The organism is Corynebacterium sp. HMSC05H05 (assembly GCF_001807265.1).
In the GTDB taxonomy this organism is placed as follows: domain Bacteria; phylum Actinomycetota; class Actinomycetes; order Mycobacteriales; family Mycobacteriaceae; genus Corynebacterium.
This window is the reverse complement of the sequence record NZ_KV788388.1, coordinates 83,702-102,107: the sequence shown is the minus strand read 5'-3', so window position 1 is coordinate 102,107 and position 18,406 is coordinate 83,702. Positions and strand designations below refer to the sequence as shown.

At 66.1% G+C, this 18,406-nt stretch carries 20 protein-coding genes; 9 read left to right on the top strand and 11 right to left on the bottom strand.

What is annotated here, in order from left to right; all coding sequences use genetic code 11:
- Positions 1-23 precede the first annotated feature (23 nt).
- Positions 24-749, top strand: a complete 726-nt coding sequence (gene nagB / locus HMPREF3151_RS05415) for a glucosamine-6-phosphate deaminase (RefSeq protein WP_070474517.1) — start codon at positions 24-26, stop codon at positions 747-749.
- Here nagB and hflX read toward each other — a convergent pair whose 3' ends face one another.
- Positions 750-2,285, bottom strand: a complete 1,536-nt coding sequence (hflX, locus tag HMPREF3151_RS05410; RefSeq protein ID WP_083290200.1) for a GTPase HflX — start codon at positions 2,283-2,285, stop codon at positions 750-752.
- A 70-nt stretch (positions 2,286-2,355) separates the two neighbouring features.
- Here hflX and HMPREF3151_RS05405 point away from each other — a divergent pair, with 70 nt between their 5' ends.
- Complete coding sequence (locus HMPREF3151_RS05405) at positions 2,356-3,108, top strand: hypothetical protein (RefSeq protein WP_141741338.1); 753 nt, start codon at positions 2,356-2,358, stop codon at positions 3,106-3,108.
- 19 nt (positions 3,109-3,127) lie between these two features.
- The gene (locus HMPREF3151_RS05400) at positions 3,128-3,643 is read left to right on the top strand and encodes a hypothetical protein (protein ID WP_070474242.1); all 516 of its coding nucleotides are present in this window, start codon (positions 3,128-3,130) and stop codon (positions 3,641-3,643) included.
- An 8-nt stretch (positions 3,644-3,651) separates the two neighbouring features.
- Here HMPREF3151_RS05400 and dapF read toward each other — a convergent pair whose 3' ends face one another.
- The 3 genes from dapF to HMPREF3151_RS05385 are packed head-to-tail and all read right to left on the bottom strand — an operon-like array spanning position 3,652 to position 5,920.
- The gene (gene dapF, locus HMPREF3151_RS05395; protein WP_070474239.1) at positions 3,652-4,461 is read right to left on the bottom strand and encodes a diaminopimelate epimerase; all 810 of its coding nucleotides are present in this window, start codon (positions 4,459-4,461) and stop codon (positions 3,652-3,654) included.
- Positions 4,458-5,357 (bottom strand): tRNA (adenosine(37)-N6)-dimethylallyltransferase MiaA, encoded by a 900-nt coding sequence (miaA, locus tag HMPREF3151_RS05390; protein WP_070474237.1) that lies wholly within the window; start codon positions 5,355-5,357, stop codon positions 4,458-4,460. Before miaA ends, dapF begins: the two co-directional genes overlap by 4 nt.
- Complete coding sequence (locus tag HMPREF3151_RS05385; protein ID WP_070474512.1) at positions 5,354-5,920, bottom strand: hypothetical protein; 567 nt, start codon at positions 5,918-5,920, stop codon at positions 5,354-5,356. Before HMPREF3151_RS05385 ends, miaA begins: the two co-directional genes overlap by 4 nt.
- A gap of 136 nt (positions 5,921-6,056) precedes the next feature.
- Between HMPREF3151_RS05385 and HMPREF3151_RS05380 the strand changes: the two genes are divergently transcribed.
- On the top strand, positions 6,057-7,418 hold the full coding sequence (locus HMPREF3151_RS05380; RefSeq protein WP_070474234.1) for a DUF349 domain-containing protein: 1,362 nt from the start codon (positions 6,057-6,059) through the stop codon (positions 7,416-7,418).
- Between the two features lie 13 nt (positions 7,419-7,431).
- Positions 7,432-8,520 (top strand): GNAT family N-acetyltransferase, encoded by a 1,089-nt coding sequence (locus HMPREF3151_RS05375; RefSeq protein ID WP_070474231.1) that lies wholly within the window; start codon positions 7,432-7,434, stop codon positions 8,518-8,520.
- Between the two features lie 132 nt (positions 8,521-8,652).
- Here HMPREF3151_RS05375 and HMPREF3151_RS05370 read toward each other — a convergent pair whose 3' ends face one another.
- A complete protein-coding gene (locus HMPREF3151_RS05370; protein ID WP_070474509.1) occupies positions 8,653-9,267 on the bottom strand; it encodes an Rv2732c family membrane protein in 615 nt (204 codons plus the stop codon).
- Positions 9,268-9,284: 17 nt separating this feature from the next.
- A complete protein-coding gene (gene miaB, locus HMPREF3151_RS05365; RefSeq protein ID WP_070474226.1) occupies positions 9,285-10,811 on the bottom strand; it encodes a tRNA (N6-isopentenyl adenosine(37)-C2)-methylthiotransferase MiaB in 1,527 nt (508 codons plus the stop codon).
- A 174-nt stretch (positions 10,812-10,985) separates the two neighbouring features.
- On the opposite strand from miaB, the gene gluA reads away from it, so the two are divergent.
- The 4 genes from gluA to HMPREF3151_RS05345 are packed head-to-tail and all read left to right on the top strand — an operon-like array spanning position 10,986 to position 14,308.
- Positions 10,986-11,714 (top strand): glutamate ABC transporter ATP-binding protein GluA, encoded by a 729-nt coding sequence (gluA, locus tag HMPREF3151_RS05360; RefSeq protein WP_070844282.1) that lies wholly within the window; start codon positions 10,986-10,988, stop codon positions 11,712-11,714.
- Positions 11,715-11,741: 27 nt separating this feature from the next.
- Positions 11,742-12,614, top strand: coding sequence for a glutamate ABC transporter substrate-binding protein (locus HMPREF3151_RS05355; protein ID WP_070474221.1), 873 nt, complete (start codon positions 11,742-11,744; stop codon positions 12,612-12,614).
- A 51-nt stretch (positions 12,615-12,665) separates the two neighbouring features.
- Positions 12,666-13,352 carry a glutamate ABC transporter permease GluC gene (gene gluC, locus HMPREF3151_RS05350; protein WP_070474218.1) on the top strand — a complete coding sequence of 229 codons (687 nt, stop codon included), beginning with the start codon at positions 12,666-12,668 and terminating at the stop codon, positions 13,350-13,352.
- A complete protein-coding gene (locus tag HMPREF3151_RS05345) occupies positions 13,352-14,308 on the top strand; it encodes an amino acid ABC transporter permease (RefSeq protein WP_070474215.1) in 957 nt (318 codons plus the stop codon). Before gluC ends, HMPREF3151_RS05345 begins: the two co-directional genes overlap by 1 nt.
- On the opposite strand, the gene HMPREF3151_RS05340 is transcribed toward HMPREF3151_RS05345, so the two are convergent.
- The 5 genes from HMPREF3151_RS05340 to HMPREF3151_RS05320 all read right to left on the bottom strand — a co-directional run bounded on the left by HMPREF3151_RS05340 (position 14,305) and on the right by HMPREF3151_RS05320 (position 18,375).
- A complete protein-coding gene (locus HMPREF3151_RS05340; protein ID WP_070474212.1) occupies positions 14,305-15,456 on the bottom strand; it encodes an aminotransferase class I/II-fold pyridoxal phosphate-dependent enzyme in 1,152 nt (383 codons plus the stop codon). The genes HMPREF3151_RS05345 and HMPREF3151_RS05340 overlap by 4 nt on opposite strands.
- On the bottom strand, positions 15,453-16,169 hold the full coding sequence (locus HMPREF3151_RS05335) for a 6-carboxyhexanoate--CoA ligase (protein ID WP_070474209.1): 717 nt from the start codon (positions 16,167-16,169) through the stop codon (positions 15,453-15,455). Before HMPREF3151_RS05335 ends, HMPREF3151_RS05340 begins: the two co-directional genes overlap by 4 nt.
- 47 nt (positions 16,170-16,216) lie before the next feature.
- Complete coding sequence (recX, locus tag HMPREF3151_RS05330; RefSeq protein ID WP_070474207.1) at positions 16,217-16,798, bottom strand: recombination regulator RecX; 582 nt, start codon at positions 16,796-16,798, stop codon at positions 16,217-16,219.
- On the bottom strand, positions 16,799-17,926 hold the full coding sequence (gene recA / locus HMPREF3151_RS05325; protein WP_070474204.1) for a recombinase RecA: 1,128 nt from the start codon (positions 17,924-17,926) through the stop codon (positions 16,799-16,801). It abuts the gene before it with no gap.
- A gap of 233 nt (positions 17,927-18,159) precedes the next feature.
- Positions 18,160-18,375 carry a DUF3046 domain-containing protein gene (locus HMPREF3151_RS05320; protein WP_070474202.1) on the bottom strand — a complete coding sequence of 72 codons (216 nt, stop codon included), beginning with the start codon at positions 18,373-18,375 and terminating at the stop codon, positions 18,160-18,162.
- Between the last annotated feature and the right edge of the window lie 31 nt (positions 18,376-18,406).

Here is an 18,406-nt window from a genome sequence, read left to right as displayed (position 1 = left end):
GTGCCCTTGCTATTTTGAGCATCATGGAAATCATTGTGCGCCCCACCGCCGAAGAAGTAGGCGTGTCCGCAGCCGACATCATCGAACCGTTCGTGCGCGATGGCGCGACGCTCGGCCTGGCCACGGGTTCGACCCCGAACCCCACGTACATGGAGCTGGCCCGCCGCCACCGCGAGGAGAATCTGAGCTTCGCACAGTGCGACGCGTTCCTCCTGGACGAGTACGTCGGGCTGGAACGCTCCGACGAGCAGTCCTACTACGCAACCATCCGCCGCGAGTTCACCGACCACATCGACATCGACGATGCGAAGGTGCAGTCTCTCGACGGCCGCTCGGCCGACCCCGAGGCAGAAGCCCGCAGCTACGAGGAGCGCATCGCCGCCGCCGGCGGCGTGGACGTGCAGATCTTGGGCGTGGGCGCCAACGGCCACATCGCGTTCAACGAGCCGCCCAGCGCGCTAGATTCGCGCACGCGCGAAATCGAGCTGCACCCCACCACCGTGGCAGACAACGCCCGCTTCTTCGACAACGAGGACCAGGTGCCCCGCAAGGCCCTGACCCAGGGCGTGGGCACCATCATGGAGGCGCACACCATCGTGCTCATCGCCACCGGCCCGAACAAGGCTGACGCGGTCAAGGCCCTCGTTGAAGGCCCGGTGACCCCGGGCTGCCCGGCGTCGGTCCTGCAAAACCACCCCCGCACCACGGTCATCCTCGATGAGGATGCCGCGGCCAAGCTTGAGCGCTAGCTAGCTGACCACGAACTCCGCGTACTGCTCGGCCAGGACGCGGGGCAGGCGGACGTCGATACGCGTTCCTGCCTCTTCGTATTCCTCCGAGCGCACCGTGCCCTCGTCGTGGACGCGACTGACCACGTCGCCGCGGGTATACGGCACCACCATGGTCACGTGCGCGTCGATGGAGTTGAGGTGCTGCTCGATGCGCGCTTCCAACTCCTCGATGCCTTCGCCGGTCAGCGCGGAGACGAACACGGCCGTGCGCCCGGTCTTCTCAAACGCGTGGCGCAGCTCGGCCAGCACGAGCGGGTCGGCCTCGTCGATTTTGTTCACCACCACGATTTCAGGCGGCATTTCTTCGCCGGAATCGCGGGTGACCTCCGCAAGGACCTCGTTGACGGCCTCGATCTGCTTCAGCGGGAACGCGTCCGAGCCGTCCACAACGTGCAGCACAAGGTCTGCGCCCGCAACCTCTTCAAGCGTGGACTTGAACGCCTCGACCAGTTGGGTGGGCAGGTGGCGCACGAACCCGACGGTGTCGGTGAGCACCACGTTGCGCCCGTCCGCGAGTTTCGCCTTGCGTGTGGACGGATCCAGGGTGGCAAACAGCGCGTCTTCCACCAGCACACCTGCGCCAGTCATCGCGTTGATCAGCGAGGACTTACCCGCGTTGGTGTAGCCGGCAATCGCGATCTTCGGGATCGTGGAGCGCTGGCGCTGCGCGCGCTTGACCTCGCGTGCCGTAGTCATGTCGCGCAGCTGGTGGCGCAGCTTGGCCATCTCGGTGCGCAGGCGGCGACGGTCCGCCTCGATACGCGTCTCACCGGGACCACGCAGGCCCACACCGCCGTTGGAGCCGGCGCGGCCGCCGGCCTGGCGCGACAGGTTGCCGCCCCAACCACGGGTGCGGCTGTAGAGGTACTCCATCTGTGCAAGGCTCACCTGGGCTTTGCCCTCCTTGCTCTTCGCGTGCTGGGCGAAGATGTCCAGGATGAGCATGGTGCGGTCGATCACCTTAATCTTCAGCGCTTCCTCAAGCGCGATCATCTGCGACGGCGACAGCTCGCCGTCGAAAATCACCGTGTCCGCACCGGTGGCCTGCACGATCTCGCGCAGCTCCGCCACCTTGCCCGAGCCAATGTAAGTGCCCGGGTCCGGCTTGTCGCGCTTCTGGTACAGCATGTCCAGCACCTCGGCTCCGGCGGTTTTCGCCAGCGCCGCCAGCTCCCACATGCTCGCCTCAATCTCCTTTACGGTGCCTTCGGTCCAGGCGCCGACGAGAAGTACTTGTTCGATGCGGAGCTTGCGGTACTCCACCTCGTAGATGTCGACGTGGTCTTCGGAGCGCAGCTCCGTGGCTCCGGCAACGGAGCGGAACGAGTTGCGGTCCGCCAGGTCAAGGGCGCCGACGGTGGGTTCCGCGCCGGGCTGTGGCTCGTTGTGGCGAAACGCCTGTCGCAGCAGCTCTTCGTGGGCGCGTTGCTCGGGCGTCAGTTCGTCTTCAAGCAAAAAGCGATCTTTCCTGTGTGTTGAATCTGTCACTGTCATATCTACCCGATAGAACGCGGAAAGGCCCAGGATTCTTCCCGGTCGGGGCGATTGACTAGAATCTACGGCCATGAGCACAGCAGTGAGCACCGATCTTTCCGCACTCGGCTTGAGCTTCAACAAGTGGCAGGACGCGGTCGAAGCCGCGATTGCCACCGACCGCCTCGCCGTCGTCGGCGAGGTCCGCGGCGGCCAGCTGATCCAGTACACCGACCCGTCGGGCGCGCAGCTGAACATCCTGGCTGTGGAGCCGTTTGCCACCTTCGCAGGATTCGAGTCGGTCACCCGCACCTACGCGCACATCACGCCGCTTAACGACGTTGTCGCGCTGGCCGATGTGGTCGATCCCCGCGGCAACGCCATGGCATCGCTGACGGTGAACCTCGCGCAGGAGCCGTTGCTTGTGGACGATCCCGCGCTCGAGTGGCAAGAGCTCTCCGTCACGGCGCTGGGCCTGGCTGTTGACCGCTACGAATCCACCGAGGCCTACCTGGCGCAGCACCCGGGCGCCGTCGTCGGCACCGTGGCCTCCCCCGGCGCCGAGGCCGTGGCAAACGGCAGCGCCACCACCCCGGACGCGAGCGCTGAGTTTTCGGCGCGCGTGCTGGAGGCGGAGTACCGCACCTCCGCGCTGACAGGTCAGCGCTTCATCCACGTCTCCGTCGACGCGGCGTTCCCGTTCGACGTGTGCCTGCCCGACGGCGAGTTGCCCGCGCGCGATTCCGTAATCGCCGGCACCGCCGTCATGGCCGGTTCCATCCCGACGCCTTCCGGCGGCGGCTGCGGAGGCTGCGGCGGATCCTGCGGGTGCGGCGGCCACTAGCCGTTACAAGGGCCTGCCGATGAGTTCACCGAACAGGGATCTCTCACGCGCGTTAATCGGCGCACTCGTGCTCGCTGCCGTTGTGCTGCTGGTGTTCACGCTCAAACTGCCGGGGCTTTTGCTGTCGGCACTGCTGATCATCAGTGCGATCTTGCTCGTGCGACGCGTACAGATTGACCCGGAGGTGCTGGCCATCCGGTCGTCGCTGCAGTACGCGCGCGACGATATCGCTGAAGTGCTCGACGCCTACGAGCAACTGCAGCACGGAGCGAGCGCGTCCGACATCGCGGACCGCACCTTGCACTACCCTGCCCTGGCAAACCCGGATAGTTCAGTGCCGCAGGTCAACGAATTCCTCCTGCGGGCATCTTCCGCCCGGCGCTTTTTGGAGCGCATCGACGGCTACCTGGATTCCACCTCCACCGACAAAGCGCAGCTGGAGCGTCTCCTCACCGTCGCCGACGAGCGCGCCTTCGAGTTGCAGGAGGCGTGGGACGACGCACGCCGGGCCGCGAAAGAAATCGGCCCGGCGTAGGTCCGAACCTACAACTCGTCCGCCAGCTCCCCGCGGAACACGATCGTCGATGGGCCAGTCATCGTGGCCTCGCCGCCGTCAAGCACGACCTCGACGGCCCCACCCGGGACGTTCACGATCACGGAGCCGTTTTCGATGCCTGCGTCCGCAAGCGCCGCCTGCGCCGCGGCGACGGTGCCGGTGCCGCAGGAGCGGGTCTCGCCCACGCCGCGCTCCCACACGCGCATGTGCACGCCTCCCTGATCCAGCTCGGTGAGCACCTCCACGTTCACACCCTTGGGGAAGAACTCCGGGTCGAACTCGGGGGCCACGAACTGCATGTCCGCGAGATCCGATGAGCTCATCCCCGGGATCACACAGGCCAAGTGCGGGTTGCCCACGTCCACGCCGATGCCGGCGAACTGGGCCTCCCCCATGGACGCGGTGGACACGCCAGTGACTTCAACGCGGCCCATGCCCACAGACACAATCGCGTCGGCGCAGTCGGCGGAGATCACCCGGATGTGCTTGACCCCGGCGCGCGTGTCCACGTCGAACTCTGTTGCGTCTTCGAGCCCCTCGGCCACCAGCACGTGCGCGAATGCGCGAATGCCGTTGCCGCACATCTCCGCGATGGTGCCGTCGGCGTTGCGGTAGTCCATGAACCACCTGCCGTCTGCTCCCCCGCGGCGCACCACCCGCAGCAGCCCGTCGCCGCCGACGCCGGCGCGGCGGTCGCAGAGGAAGGCGACCTGCTCCGGGGTCACATCGAGGGTGTCCTCAACGTCGATGAGGACGACGAAGTCGTTTTCGGTGGCGTGCGCTTTAATAAATTTCACGCCAGCGAGTCTAACGCGGCGCCCATAACGTCCGCGCCGGCAGCGTCCAGCCACACGGTCCGCGGGTCGCGGTTGAACCAGGAGCGTTGGCGGCGCACGTACCGGCGCGTGCCGGTAATCGTCTGCTCCACCGCCTCGTCCTCGGTGAGCTCGCCATCCAGCATCGCCAGCACTTGGGCGTAGCCAATGGCGCGTCCGGCGGTGGAATCGCGCACGAGGCCGGCGTCCACCAGGCCACGTGTTTCGTCGATAAGCCCCTGCTCAAACATCATGCGCGTGCGCAGCTCGATGCGCGGGTTCAGCCACTCGGCGTTCGTGCGCAGCCCCAGGATGCGCGTGCCCCAACGGGGTGCTGCGTTCTTCGGCGGCTGCGACGCCTGGAACGGTTTGCCGGTCAGCTCGATCACCTCGAGCGCGCGCACGGTGCGGCGCGGGTCCTTGTCCTCAATGATGCGGGCGGCTTGCGGATCCACCTCGGCCAGCTCCGCGTGCAGCGCGTCCACGCCGATCTCGGCCAGGCGCTCCTCGTACTTCGCGCGCACGGTGGGGTCGGTGGGCGGGAACGACCAGGCGTCGATGAGCGATTGCGCGTACAACATCGAGCCGCCCACCAGCACGGGCACCCTGCCGCGCGCCATGATCTCTTCCACCGTCGCCACCGCGAGCGACTGGTACTCGGCCACCGAGGCTGTGCGGGTGACCTCCCAGATGTCCAGCAGGTGGTGCGGGATGCCCTCGCGCTCCTCCACGGGCAACTTCGCGGTGCCGATGTCCATGCCCTTGTACAGCTGCATGGAGTCCACGTTGACCACTTCGCCGCCGAACTCGTGCGCCAGCGCGATGCCGAGCGCGGACTTGCCGCTGGCGGTCGGCCCCACTACTGCAATCGGTTTCATACGCTCCACTCCGCTACGTAGCGTCCTACTCCTAATGTGTCGTCGTGGTCCAGCAATGTCGCCTTGTGCGGCCGCAGCGTCGCCAGTTCGTGCCACAACGCGGGTTCGAGCAATTGCTTATCAGCGACCTCCAGTTGCCCACCGTCCAGCCACCTGCACAGACGCTGGTGGTACTCCGGCGCGCCGTCGACCAGCGCGAGCGGGGCGCGCTGGGTCAGCCCGGCTGGGCCGTCGAGCACCACCACGGTCACCGCGTCCGGGTCGGGGGTGCTGATCTCGCCGCGGACCTCGCGCACCTCCGGGTCCCCCAGGGCGAAACGTGCGACCAGCTCGCCGAGGTGGTTGCCTGCACGCACGGTGATCTCCGGCCCGCCCCAGGCTTTGAGAGACCCGGTGTGGGCTGTATACCAGCGCTCATCCAGCGAGCAGACGATGTCGATCGCCCTGCCGTCGAGCCCGCCTGCGAGCGCACGGACGGCCTGTACGAGGCGTTGCGAAGCGGCGTCGCTAGGCGAAAGCGCGAGTGCTGGCGATCCCGGCACGATCCAGAGGTTTGATCTCACGCGCACAACCCTACCCAGCGCCCGGTTTGATCCCCGCGGGGCGTGAAGTGCCGGTAATATCGCACGCATTGCGCAAGGCAGCCGCGACGCGCGGCACAGTGCGGCCACATCTCCGGCCGCGGAAAGGATGTCCACTATGACCGATTCGAACTCCACTCCGACCCCGGGCACCAAGGCACCGTCGCCGGCAGCGATGGCGAAAATGGCAAAGAAGCCCGGGCCACGTCCCGGAGCAGCGGCGAAGACCGTCACCCCGGCTCCCCTGCCGGCACGTGAGCCGTCGGACCCGTCCAAGTTCGGCCGCGTGGACGATGAGGGCAACGTCTTCCTCACCCGCGGCAGCGAGGAACGCCAGATCGGTTCCTGGCAGGCGGGCACGCCCGCAGAGGGCCTGGCGCACTACGGCCAGCGCTACGACGACTTGGTCACCGAGGTGGAGCTCATCGAGACGCGTCTGCGCGCCCACCCGGAGGACGCGGATGCGCTGCGCAAGTCCGCGGAGGCGCTCAAGGCATCGCTTGCGGACGCCGCAGTGATCGGCGACATCGACGCTGTGGAGGCGCGCCTGGACAAGGCGATTGACGCTTCCGATACCGCGCGCGAAAAGGCGAAGGAGCAGAAGGCGCAGCGCCGCGAGCAGGCAATCGCCCGCAAGGAAGCGCTCGCCGCAGAGGCCGAGGACCTGGCGGAGAACTCCACGGAGTGGAAGGCCGCGGGCGACCGCATCCGCGCGATCCTAGAGGAGTGGCGCGGCATCCGCGGCATCGACCGCGCAACCGACGACGAGCTGTGGAAGCGCTACTCCCGCGCCCGCGACAGCTTCAACCGCCGCCGCGGCTCCCACTTCGCCGAGCTGGACCGCAACCGTGCGCAGGCCAGGAAGACCAAGGAGGAGCTGGTCGAGCGTGCCGAGGCGCTGAAGGACTCCACCGACTGGGGCCACACCGCCCGCGCCTACCGCGACCTGATGACGGAGTGGAAGGCCGCCGGCCGCGCCCCGCGCGAGGTGGACGACAAGCTGTGGGAGCGCTTCCGCGCCGCCCAGGACCACTTCTTCGAGGCCCGCAACGCCGTCAACGCCGAGCGCGACCGCGAGTTCGAGGCCAACGCCGAGGCGAAGGACGCGCTGATTTCCGAGTACGACTCGCTGATCGACCCCACGAAGGGGCTCGGCACCGCGAAGGCGAAGCTGCGCGAGCTGCAGGACAAGTGGGACGAGATCGGCTTTGTCCCGCGCGGACGTGTGCGCGAGTTCGAGGACAAGATCGGCCGCATCGAGCAGCGCGTGTCCGAGGCGGAGGATTCCCGCTGGCGCAAGACTGACCCGGCGCAGCAGGACAAGGTCAACCAGTTCCAGGTCAAGGCCGACGACTTCACCAAACAGGCCGAGGCCGCCGAGGCCAAGGGCGACGCCGCCAAGGCCGCGTCCCTTCGCGAGCAGGCGAAGCAGTGGCAGGAGTTCGCCGACGTCGCCGCCAAGGCCGTCAACGAGGGCTAGTAAGTTAGCGCGAGTGCTCCACCCCCACCTTTTTCTCCCCCGACCAGACCACGGCGATGATGCCGAGGCCGTGGTCGGGGGCTACGCCTTTTCCGCCACGCTGGCCATCCAGGACATCACGGGTCTTGCTACCTCCGGTGTGTCCGCCGCCCACATCGCCAAGCGCCTCGAGCCCTCCGCCGAGTCCGAGGCCATGCTGTTCGGCTTAGTTTCAACGCAGCACCTGCGTCCGGTCACCGACTTGGGCTACCCGGAGCTGTTCGCCGAAGACCTCGACTTCCTCGACGCCTGGCTGTTCGTCTCCCTCCCCCTGCTGGAGGACCGCGGCGTGATCGAAGCGAACTTCACGTTCGATTCCGAGCTCGCTCCCCTTCCGGGCGAGCCCATCCCCGACGCGCCGTGGGAAAGCGCGCTAAAGCTTCTCGACGACCTGTCGGCCCGCCTGTCCCGCCCCACCCGCCAGCTGTGGGTCACCCACGCCCTTGACGCCGATGAGCCGCCGAACGTGCGGGGCTACGGCTACACGCCGGCGTTCCGGGAGGACCAGGGCACGTTTTCCATCTCCGCGATTGAGGGGCTGCCTGACGCTGTGGCCACGGTGGATGCAGAGTTTGCGGTGATCGAGGGACCCGGTTTCTTCTCTCGGAGAAAGGCCGGCGCGGACGAGGTGCAGCAGTTCTCCCGTCTGCTCACGGCGGCGTCGCGCGACTACCCGCGCGGCGATCTGGTCATGGACACCATCGAGTGGGACCTCGAGCGCATCCGCGACGCCGGGGCGAGGTTGCAGGACCGCGGCGGCGCGCAGCTGACGGGCCTCGCTTACGTCGACGGCGTGATCGTCGGATTGTGCGAGGTAGTGCGCTTCCTCGCCGACGACGCGAAAGTCTGCGAGCTGGGCCTGGTCTACGTGCTGCCCGAGCACCGCGGCCGCGGCATCGGCTCGGCACTGCTGCGCTCGTCGCTCACGCGCGCCAAGGAGATCTGGGAGGACCTGGAGACGGTCTACTGCTCCTACCCCGCCGACTCCCCCGCGGCGAACGCCATCATGCGCGGGCTTGACGCTGAGGTGGTTTCCTCCACCACCGCGTGGCAGAAGAATTAGGCAGCTCGCCAAAGGCCGATATCGGCGTTTACAAGGTGACCCGCCGGAAAAGCCCAGGTCGCGGATCGGCGGTCACGCTAAACGCCGATATCGTCTTTTGCGGGCTGGGGACCCGCCCCAGTTTTGTATCCGTTAGTCCAACGTCTTGCGGTGTCGCTCTGCTGCGCGGGCACGGCGGTCGTCGATAAGCAAAGGGTTCTCCTGCTCCCTCGTCGCGGCGCGCTGCGCGAGCGCCACCTCATCCTTGCCTTGCGCCTCGGCACGCTGCTTAGCGACGGCTTCCTGTTCCTCGTTGCGCGACAGGATCAACGGGAACACCGTGAGCACCACGATCACCACCGCGAGCACGACCAGGTAGTAGCCGGGGCCACGGCTGATGCCGGAGGCGTTGGAGTTGCGCAGCCAGATGCCAAGCACGGAATAGACCAGCGAGACGGTGGTGACCATCCATGCGGGAACCGCGAGTGCGAAGCGCTGCGTGGCAACGGCAAGGGTGGTCAGCACACCGACGCCGATAAGTGAGATCCACGCGAAGACGTACTCCGTGATCGCGGTCTGGGCGTCCTTCGCCGCGTCGGTGGCGGCAAGCACCTGCCACAGCGACGCCCCGCCGACGAACGGCAGGAACAGCGCCACCACGTAGATGGCTACCGCGGCGGCGAGCACCCAGCGTTTTACGCCCATGTCCACGGTGGATGCGGCTTTCTTCTCCGCGCGGGCAAGGGATTCGGTGTTGGGCTGCGTCATGTCGCCCAACTGTAGCCCTAGCCGCCGCAGCAGGCGGAATCTGCTGGAGCGGCGGCGGGCCGGCCGATCGTCGGCAGGCCAAGGCCCACCCCGATCGGCGCGGTGGTGGGCACCTCTCCCCTAGCGGAGTTGTCGCCGGCCTTGGTGCGGCGGTGCTCGTGGATGCCGGAATCCGCGATCAGGTAGTGCGGCTTCGCGTCGGTGATGGTGACGGTGACGATATCGCCCGGGCGGACCTCGCCGTCGATGTTGCCCTCGAGCGCGAAGTGCACCAGGCGCCCGTCGCGGGCACGGCCGGACATGCGATGCGTGCGGTCGTTCTTGCGGCCGTCCTCCTGCACCAACAGCTCCTGGCGCGTATCCACGAGCTTCGCGTTTTCCTCCGCGCTGATCCGCTCCTGCAGTGCGTGGAGGCGCTCGAAACGCTCCTGGACCACAGCCTTGGGGATCTGATCTTCCATCTCCGCCGCCGGGGTGCCGGGGCGCGGCGAGTACTGGAAGGTAAACGCCGAGGTGAAGCGCGCCTTCTCAACCACGTCGAGGGTGGCCTGGAAATCCTCTTCGGTCTCGCCCGGGAAGCCGACAATGATGTCGGTGGTGATCGCCGCGTGCGGCAGCTTCTCGCGCACCTCGTCCAAAATGGCCAGGAACTTCTTGGAGCGGTAGGACCGGCGCATGTCCTTGAGCACCTTGTCCGAGCCGGACTGCAGCGGCATGTGCAGCTGCGGGCACACGTTCGGGGTCTCCGCCATCGCGTCGATGACATCGGAGGTGAACTCCGCCGGGTGCGGGGAGGTGAAACGCACGCGCTCCAAGCCCTCGATGTCGCCGCAGGCGCGCAGCAGCTTGGAAAACGCGGAGCGGTCGCGCTCCATGTCCTCGTCGACGAAGTTCACGCCGTACGAGTTCACGTTCTGCCCCAGCAGGGTCACCTCGGAGACGCCCTGGTCCACAAGTGCTTTGACCTCGGCGAGGATCTCGCCCGGGCGGCGGTCCACTTCCTTACCGCGCAGGCTGGGCACGATGCAGAACGTGCAGGTGTTGTTGCAGCCCACGGAGATGGACACCCAGCCGGCGTAGGCGGATTCGCGCTTGGCGGGCAGCACGGACGGGAAGACCTCGAGGGCTTCGACAATCTCCACCTGGGCCTCATCCTCTACACGGGCCCGGTCGAGCAACGCCGGCAGCGCAGAGATGTTGTGGGTGCCAAAGACAGCGTCGACCCACGGCGCCTTTGCAATGACGGTGTCGCGGTCCTTCTGCGCCAGGCACCCGCCGACGGCGATCTGCATGCCCGGGTGGTCGGCCTTGACGTTTTTCAGCTGGCCCAGCGAGCCGTAGAGGCGCTTGTCGGCGTTCTCGCGCACCGCGCAGGTGTTGAAGACCACCAGGTCGGGCTCCTCGCCCGCATCGGCCGCGACGTAGCCCGCGTCTTCGAGCATGCCGGAAAGACGCTCGGAGTCGTGCACGTTCATCTGGCAGCCGAACGTGCGCACCTCGTAGGTGCGGGGATTGCTGTTTTGGGTGGTGCTCGCCGTAGTCACGGCGAGACAGTCTAACCAGGTGAGCTGTCTGCGCCTAACCGCAGCCTTACCGTCACCGACCCGCGTTCTGTATGCGGTTTTCCAGGTGATCCACAAAATTCTTTTCCATTTGTGTCATCTGACTCACAGCTATGGCTTAAGGTGCGGTACATGACACAGGAAATTGCCGAACCCATGATTCGCATGGTGGGTGTGGAGAAGTACTTCGACGACTTCCACGCGCTGAAAAACATCAACCTCGAGATCCCCCGCGGACAAGTGGTTGTGGTGCTGGGGCCGTCGGGGTCCGGAAAGTCCACCCTGTGTCGGACGATTAACCGCCTCGAAACCATCGAGGAAGGCACGATCGACATCGACGGCCAGGAACTGCCCGCAGAGGGCAGGGAACTGGCGCGGCTGCGTTCGGACGTCGGCATGGTGTTCCAGCAGTTCAACCTGTTTCCCCATCTGACCATCCTGGACAACGTCACGCTCGGGCCGATGAAGGTGCGCAAGGCCAAAAAGACCGAAGCCACTTCCCGCGCCCGGGAGTTGCTGGACCGCGTGGGCATCGGCAACCAAGCCGAGAAGTACCCCGCCCAGCTCTCCGGCGGCCAGCAGCAGCGCGTGGCCATCGCTCGCGCTCTGGCCATGGAGCCGAAGGTCATGCTTTTCGACGAACCCACGTCTGCCCTCGACCCCGAAATGGTCGGCGAGGTGCTCGACGTGATGAGCGAGCTCGCGCGAAGCGGCATGACGATGGTTGTTGTCACCCACGAGATGGGGTTCGCCCGCAAGGTCGCGGACCGCATCTTGTTCATGGCCGACGGCGAAATCGTCGAGGACACGGACCCCGAGTCGTTCTTTACCAACCCGCAGTCCGACCGTGCCCGGGATTTCCTGGGCAAGATTCTGCCCCACTAAATCATTTTCTTGAGAAGGAGACCCACAATGAAGCGCTCTACCCGCATCGCATCGTCCGCCGCCGCTGTCTTGCTCGCGGCTACTACCCTCGCAGCCTGCGGCGGTGATGAGACCTCCACAGATAGCGGCCTGCTCGGCCAGATCGAGGCCGGCAACGTCACTCTCGGCACCAAGTACGACCAGCCGGGCCTCGGCCTGCGCGAGGCCGACGGTTCCATGACCGGCTTGGACGTGGATGTGATCACCTACGTGGTCAATCACATCGCCGACGACAACGGCTGGAAGCACCCGGAGATCACCTGGCGCGAGACCCCGTCCGCACAGCGCGAGACCGTCCTGCAAAACGGCGAGGTCGCGGCGATCGCGGCGACCTACTCCATCAACAAGTCCCGCTCCGAAGCCGTGGACTTCGGTGGCCCGTACCTGCTCACCCACCAGGCGCTGCTCGTGCGTTCCGACGACGCGCAGATCACTGGCCTGGAGTCTCTCGACGGACGCATCCTGTGCTCCGTGACCGGCTCCACCCCGGCGCAGAAGGTCAAGGACACCCTCCCGGGCGTGCAACTGCAGGAGTACGACACCTACTCCTCCTGCGTTGAGGCACTGCGCAACGGCAATGTCGACGCGTTGACCACCGACGCGACCATCCTTGGCGGCTACTCCGCCCAGTCCCCGGGCGACTTCAAGGTCGTCGAGCTGAAGAAGGATGGCGAGGAGTTCACCAACGAGCACTACGGCGTCGGTCTGAAGAAGGAGGACCCGGGCGCGCTCGAGGCCGTGAACAAGGCACTCGATGCCCTGTACGAGGACGGCTCCTTTGACAAGTTCGTCGACGAGAACCTCGACGGCGGCCAGGGCGTGGAGAAGGACAACGTCGGCGACCTCTCCTTCGTCGAGTAACGCCCGCTCCGCCTCTTCCTATTCAGTTTTCACCGTTGGGAGTTTCCCGCTATGGATGCAATGTGGGCCGATCTCGCGCCCAAGCTGTGGCCAGCGTTCTGGACCACCATCAAGCTGACGTTCTACTCAGCGATCGGGTCGATGATCCTGGGTACGATTCTCACCGCCATGCGGGTCTCCCCCGTCGGTATCTTGCGGAGCATTTCGTCGTTCTACATCAACACCGTGCGAAATACCCCGCTCACCCTCGTGGTGCTGTTCTGCTCCTTCGGGCTGTACCAGAACCTGGGCCTGGAACTCGCCAGCCGCGAGTCCCAAACCTTCCTAGCGGACCAGAACTTCCGGCTGGCCATCTTGGGGTTTGTCCTCTACACCTCGTGCTTCGTGGCCGAGTCTCTGCGAAGCGGCATCAACACCGTGCACTTCGGCCAGGCTGAAGCGGCGCGCTCGCTGGGCTTGAGCTTCGGGCAGATCTTCTCCCTGATCATCTTCCCCCAGGCGCTGCGCGCGGCGATCGTGCCGCTGGGCAACACGTTAATCGCGCTGACGAAGAACACGACAATCGCGTCCGTCATCGGCGTGGCCGAGGCGTCGCTTTTGATGAAGTCCACCATCGAGTTCCACGCCAACCAGCTCTTCGCGGTGTTCGGCATCTTCGCGCTCGGATTCATCATGCTGACCCTGCCCATGGGCCTGCTCGTCGGCTGGCTCTCTAACCGTTTGGCGGTGAAACGATAATGTCTTCTTCCGTTCGAGCCACGGTGCTTTACGACGCCCCAGGGCCTAACGCCGTCCGCCGAAACTACATCTATACCGCGCTGACCGTCGTCGTGGTCGTGCTCGCCGGCTGCTGGGTGCTGGACAACCTCGCGGCCAACGGCCAGCTGGAGGCGCGCCGCTGGAACCCGTTCTTGCAGGGCAACACCTGGACCACCTACATCCTGCCGGGCCTGTGGGGCACGATTAAGGCAGCTGTGGTCTCCATCCTGTTCGCCATCGTCTTTGGCGTGGTCTTCGGCCTTGGCAGGCTCGCGCCCAGCAAGCTCGTGCGGGGCATATGCGCTGTCGTCGTCGAATGCTTCCGCGCCATCCCGGTGCTGTTGCTGATGATTTTCCTGTACCAGGTGCTGGCCGTCTACCGGCTGGTCCCGCCGAAGGACCTCGCCTTCTGGGCCGTAGTGATCGCGCTGACGCTGTACAACGGCTCGGTCATCGCGGAGATCCTGCGCGCCGGCATCAAGGCGCTGCCCCGCGGACAGACCGAAGCAGCCCAGGCGTTGGGGCTGAGCCACTGGCAGACCATGGGCCGGATTTTGCTGCCGCAGTCGGTCGCGGCGATGCTGCCGGCGCTGATCTCCCAGATGGTCATCGCACTGAAGGACTCCGCGCTCGGCTACCAGATCGGTTACGTGGAAGTGGTCCGCTCCGGCACCCAGGTCGCATCCGCCAACCAGAACTACCTGCCGTCGTTGATCGTGGTGGCCATCATCATGATCCTGATCAACTACGGCCTGACCATGCTGGCAACGCGTGTGGAGCGCCAGCTGCGCGCCGGACGCGCCCGCCGCAACCCGTTTGCCAAGGTGCCCACCGCCGGCAAGAACGTCGGCCTGGACACCAAGGACACGGTGAACGTGGATTGGCAGGCGCCGGACTACACCCAGATTGATAACCCGGTGGAAAAGCGCTTCTAGCGCACCTGCCTCAGTGCCTGCGCAAGCCCGTCGATCTGTTCGTCGGTGTGGGTGGCCATCACCGTCACCCGCAGCATCGCCGCACCACGCGGGACGGTCGGCCAGCGAATGGCGGGCACGAAGTACCCGGCCTCCCGGAGTCTGGCGGACGCGTTCACCGCGCGCGTTTCATCGCCGATGGGCACCGGGATGATCGGGCTGGCCCACTCGTCCATTCCGAGCTGGCGTGTCAAGCGACGGATGTTCCGGTGCAGCGCAGGCACCGGACTCTCCTCGCCCTCGAGCTCGACGATGGCCGCTGACACCGCCGCGCACGTGGCCGGTGTGGACGAGGTGGAATAGACGAAGGTGCGGGCCTTCTGCCGCAGGAGTTTTGCCACGGGAGCGGAGGCAGCCACTGCCCCGCCCTCTGCTCCGAGCGCTTTGGATGAGGTGGCGACGAGGATGTCCGGATGGTCGTCGACAAGCGAAAAGTGCTCTGTAATGCCGCGGCCCGTGGCGCCGAGGGTGCCGGTGCCGTGCGCGTCGTCGGCCATGAGGGCGGCGCCGTGGGCGCGGCAAACGGCCAAAAGTTCGGGGACGGGCGCGAGGGTGCCGTCCATGGAAAACAGCCCGTCGGTGACCACAATCGCTTCTCCGGAATGCCCTCGCAACAGCTCGTCGACGTGCGCCGGGTCGCGGTGCCGGTACACGCGCACCGTGGCACCTTGGGCCTTGGCCAGGCGGCAGCCGTCGATGATGCTGGCGTGGTTGCGCTCGTCCGAGACGATGAGTGTGCCCGGGCCGGCGAGCGCCTGCAGCACGCCAGTATTCGCCATGAACCCGGCGGAGAAAAACACCGCGTCCTCGTAGTCGAGGAAGCGGGCGAAGTCGCGCTCAAGTTGGGCGTGCAGGTCCGTGGTGCCGGTGGTCAGGCGCGATCCGCCGGAGCCCACGCCGAAACGGTTGAGCGCGTTGGCGGCTGCTTTGTTCACGGCGGGGTGTTCGGCCAGCCCCAGGTAGTTCGAGGAGCTGAACAGGACGTACTCGTCGCCGTCGATGGTCGCTACCGGAGTCTGGCCAGTGCTAAAGATTGCGGGGGTGCGCTCGAGGCCTTGGCTGCGCCAGGTGGCGCGCTGTTGCTCGGCAGCGTTGTCGAGCCAGCTCATTTGGCCTCCTCGACCAGCACGGGGGTGTGTTCGAGGTAATCGATCAGGCCCGCGGGGTTGTCAGTGTCCACGACGAACAGGCGCCCGCCCATGTGGGAGCCGGCCGGCTTCATGTTGGGCACGCGAAGGTAGCCCAGCTTCCTGGAGGCCACGTAGCCGGTGGTGTAGTCCGGATCGTCGGAGATGCACACCTCGGCGAGCACAGACGGGTGGTGCGCCACCTTGGAAGCCAATACGAGCGCATCGGTGACACGGGTCTTGCCGGAGCGCGCTTCGGGACGCTCCCCCGTTGCGTCAGCGGCATCCATGGAGGTCACTCGCACGCCGCGGGCGTTATCTGGTTCGAGACGTGCACCGGTTTCCGCATGGAACAGGATCGCGCCGCGCATGTCGCGCACGCCGGTGAGCATCTCCCATGCGTCTGCGGCGTGCGGGGTCAGAGGGGCCAGGGCCTCGATGACAGTGTCGCGGGCCTGTGCCGGGTCTGCGCAGCACGCCTCCGTGATAGGCAACGCCGGGATATGTGCGACATCGCCGTCGATGGCGTTCACGGTCACGGTGATCGAGTCCGGCTGCCCCTTGCTGTGTGCGAGTGCGCGCGTGCTCATAGCGGCGCACACGTTGGGGACCTCGCGCTCCTCCACGATGCGCTCGGCGCCGGAGATGTGGGAGCCGAGCGCGCTGGAGCGCATCTTCACGCTGAACAATGCCATGCGGACAAGTCTAGGAGACCGTCTTGAACACCGTTCAGTGTTTCGGTCTATTCCTCGCACTCGGCGATGCGCGCGTCCAGCTCCTCGCGTGCGATCCGCAGCGCCATCCCCTGGTTGAAGCCGCGCCGGGCCAACGCACCCACGACGCGGCGCAGGTGCTTGTCGTACTCGGCGCGGTCTGCCGGGGCCGCTTTGACCTTCCGCGCGGACTTTTCCGCCACTGCGCGGGCGGTGTCCTCCTCGTCTTCGTCCGAGATCTGCTCCAAGGCCGCGGCGCGGTCCGCTCCCCCAACGCCTTTGTCTCGTAGCTCCATATCCAGAGCGCGGGCGGACTTGCCGCGGCGGGCGGCGCGCTGGCGCACCCACTCGTGGGCAAACTGGGCGTCGTTGATGAGGCCGGAGCCAGCGAGATCGTCAAGGACTTCGTCCACAAGCTGCGGCTCGAACTCGGCCTTGATCAGCCGCTCGCGCAGCTCCGCGCGGGAGCGCGCTCGCTGGTCCAGCAGGCCAAGGGCCCGTTTGCGCACGGGCGCCAGGGCCTCCTCATGCGTCCGGTCGAAAAGACCGGTGCCCGGCTCGTAGGCGTCAAGCGCCGCCTGGAGCCGGGCAACCTTGTCCGCGTCCGCCAACTACTTCTCCGCCGTTGCCGGTGCAGCCGCGTCATCCTCGTCATCGAAGTCGATGTTCGGCACCATATCCACCGGCTCGTCCGTCAGCTCATCGGACGCGTTGGCGGACTTACCCACTCCGAGTGCGCGGAAGATCTTGTCCTCAATCTCGTCGGCCAGGTCCGGGTTCTCCTTGAGGAAGGTGCGGGCCTTTTCCTTGCCCTGCCCCAGCTGGTCGCCCTCGTAGGTGAACCAGGAGCCGGACTTCTTCACAATGCCGTTCTCCACGCCCATGTCGATGATGGAGCTCTCGCGCGAGATGCCCTCGCCGTACATGATGTCGAACTCGGCGATCTTGAACGGCGGGGAAACCTTGTTCTTCACCACCTTCATCTTGGTGCGGTTACCAATGGAGTCCTGGCCGTCCTTCAACGTCTGAATTCGGCGCACGTCGCAGCGCACGGACGCGTAGAACTTCAGCGCCTTACCGCCGGTGGTGGTCTCCGGGGAACCGAACATCACGCCGATCTTCTCGCGCAGCTGGTTAATGAAGATGGCGGTAGTGCCGGAGTTGTACAGCGCACCGGTCATCTTGCGCAGTGCCTGGGACATCAGACGGGCCTGCAGGCCGACATGGCTGTCGCCCATCTCACCCTCGATCTCCGCCTTCGGGGTCAGTGCCGCCACCGAGTCAATCACGATGATGTCGATCGCTCCCGAACGCACCAGCATGTCCGCGATCTCGAGCGCCTGCTCGCCGGTGTCCGGCTGGGAGACCAGCAGGTTGTCGGTGTCCACTCCGAGTTTGCGCGCGTAATCCGGATCGAGCGCGTGCTCCGCGTCAATAAACGCCGCAATACCGCCAGCGCGCTGCGCCTCCGCGATCGCGTGCAGCGCCACAGTGGTCTTACCGGAAGACTCCGGGCCGTAGATCTCCACAATGCGCCCGCGTGGCCAACCGCCAATGCCGAGCGCGACATCGATGGCCGTGTTGCCGGAGGAAATGGACTGGATCGGCGGGCGGTTCTCGTCGCCCAGGCGCATCACCGCGCCCTTGCCGTAGTCCTTCTCAATCATTGCCAGCGCTGCATCGAGCGCATTCTTGCGGTCATTGCCGGCCGAAGCCGTGGACTTCTTCTTCGTTGCCATGTGGTGTTTCTACCTCCAAGTATTCGGCGGCGCTGGGCGCGTCGCGTGCACAGTTTCTTAGTTAGACGTATCGCCATACCGCTTCGGTTCCCTCGAACACAAAGAAATTTTTCCCAAGCGGAAACACGGCACACTGTAGAACGCGACGGCGACACGCCAGAGACTACACGCAAACGTGTTCGAACTTCAACGACACGCCGGGGGCAGCGGAGCCGTCGATAAGCAACGGCCCCTTACGTGCCCGGGCGGTCGATGCCGAGACGGCGCTCCTCCGGGACGTCGAACGCGTCGCACAGCCCCTGCCACGCATCGCGCGGATCCACACCGGCATCGATGAGCTGCGCAGACGTCTGCTCAAATCCGGGCAACACCTGGGTCTGGATGATCCACTGCGCGCGCTCCGAGCCGAATTCGTCCTGCACAAGCTGGTGAAACTCCGTCAAACGCATGCGCCCGACAGTACACGTCAGCTGCCGCGGT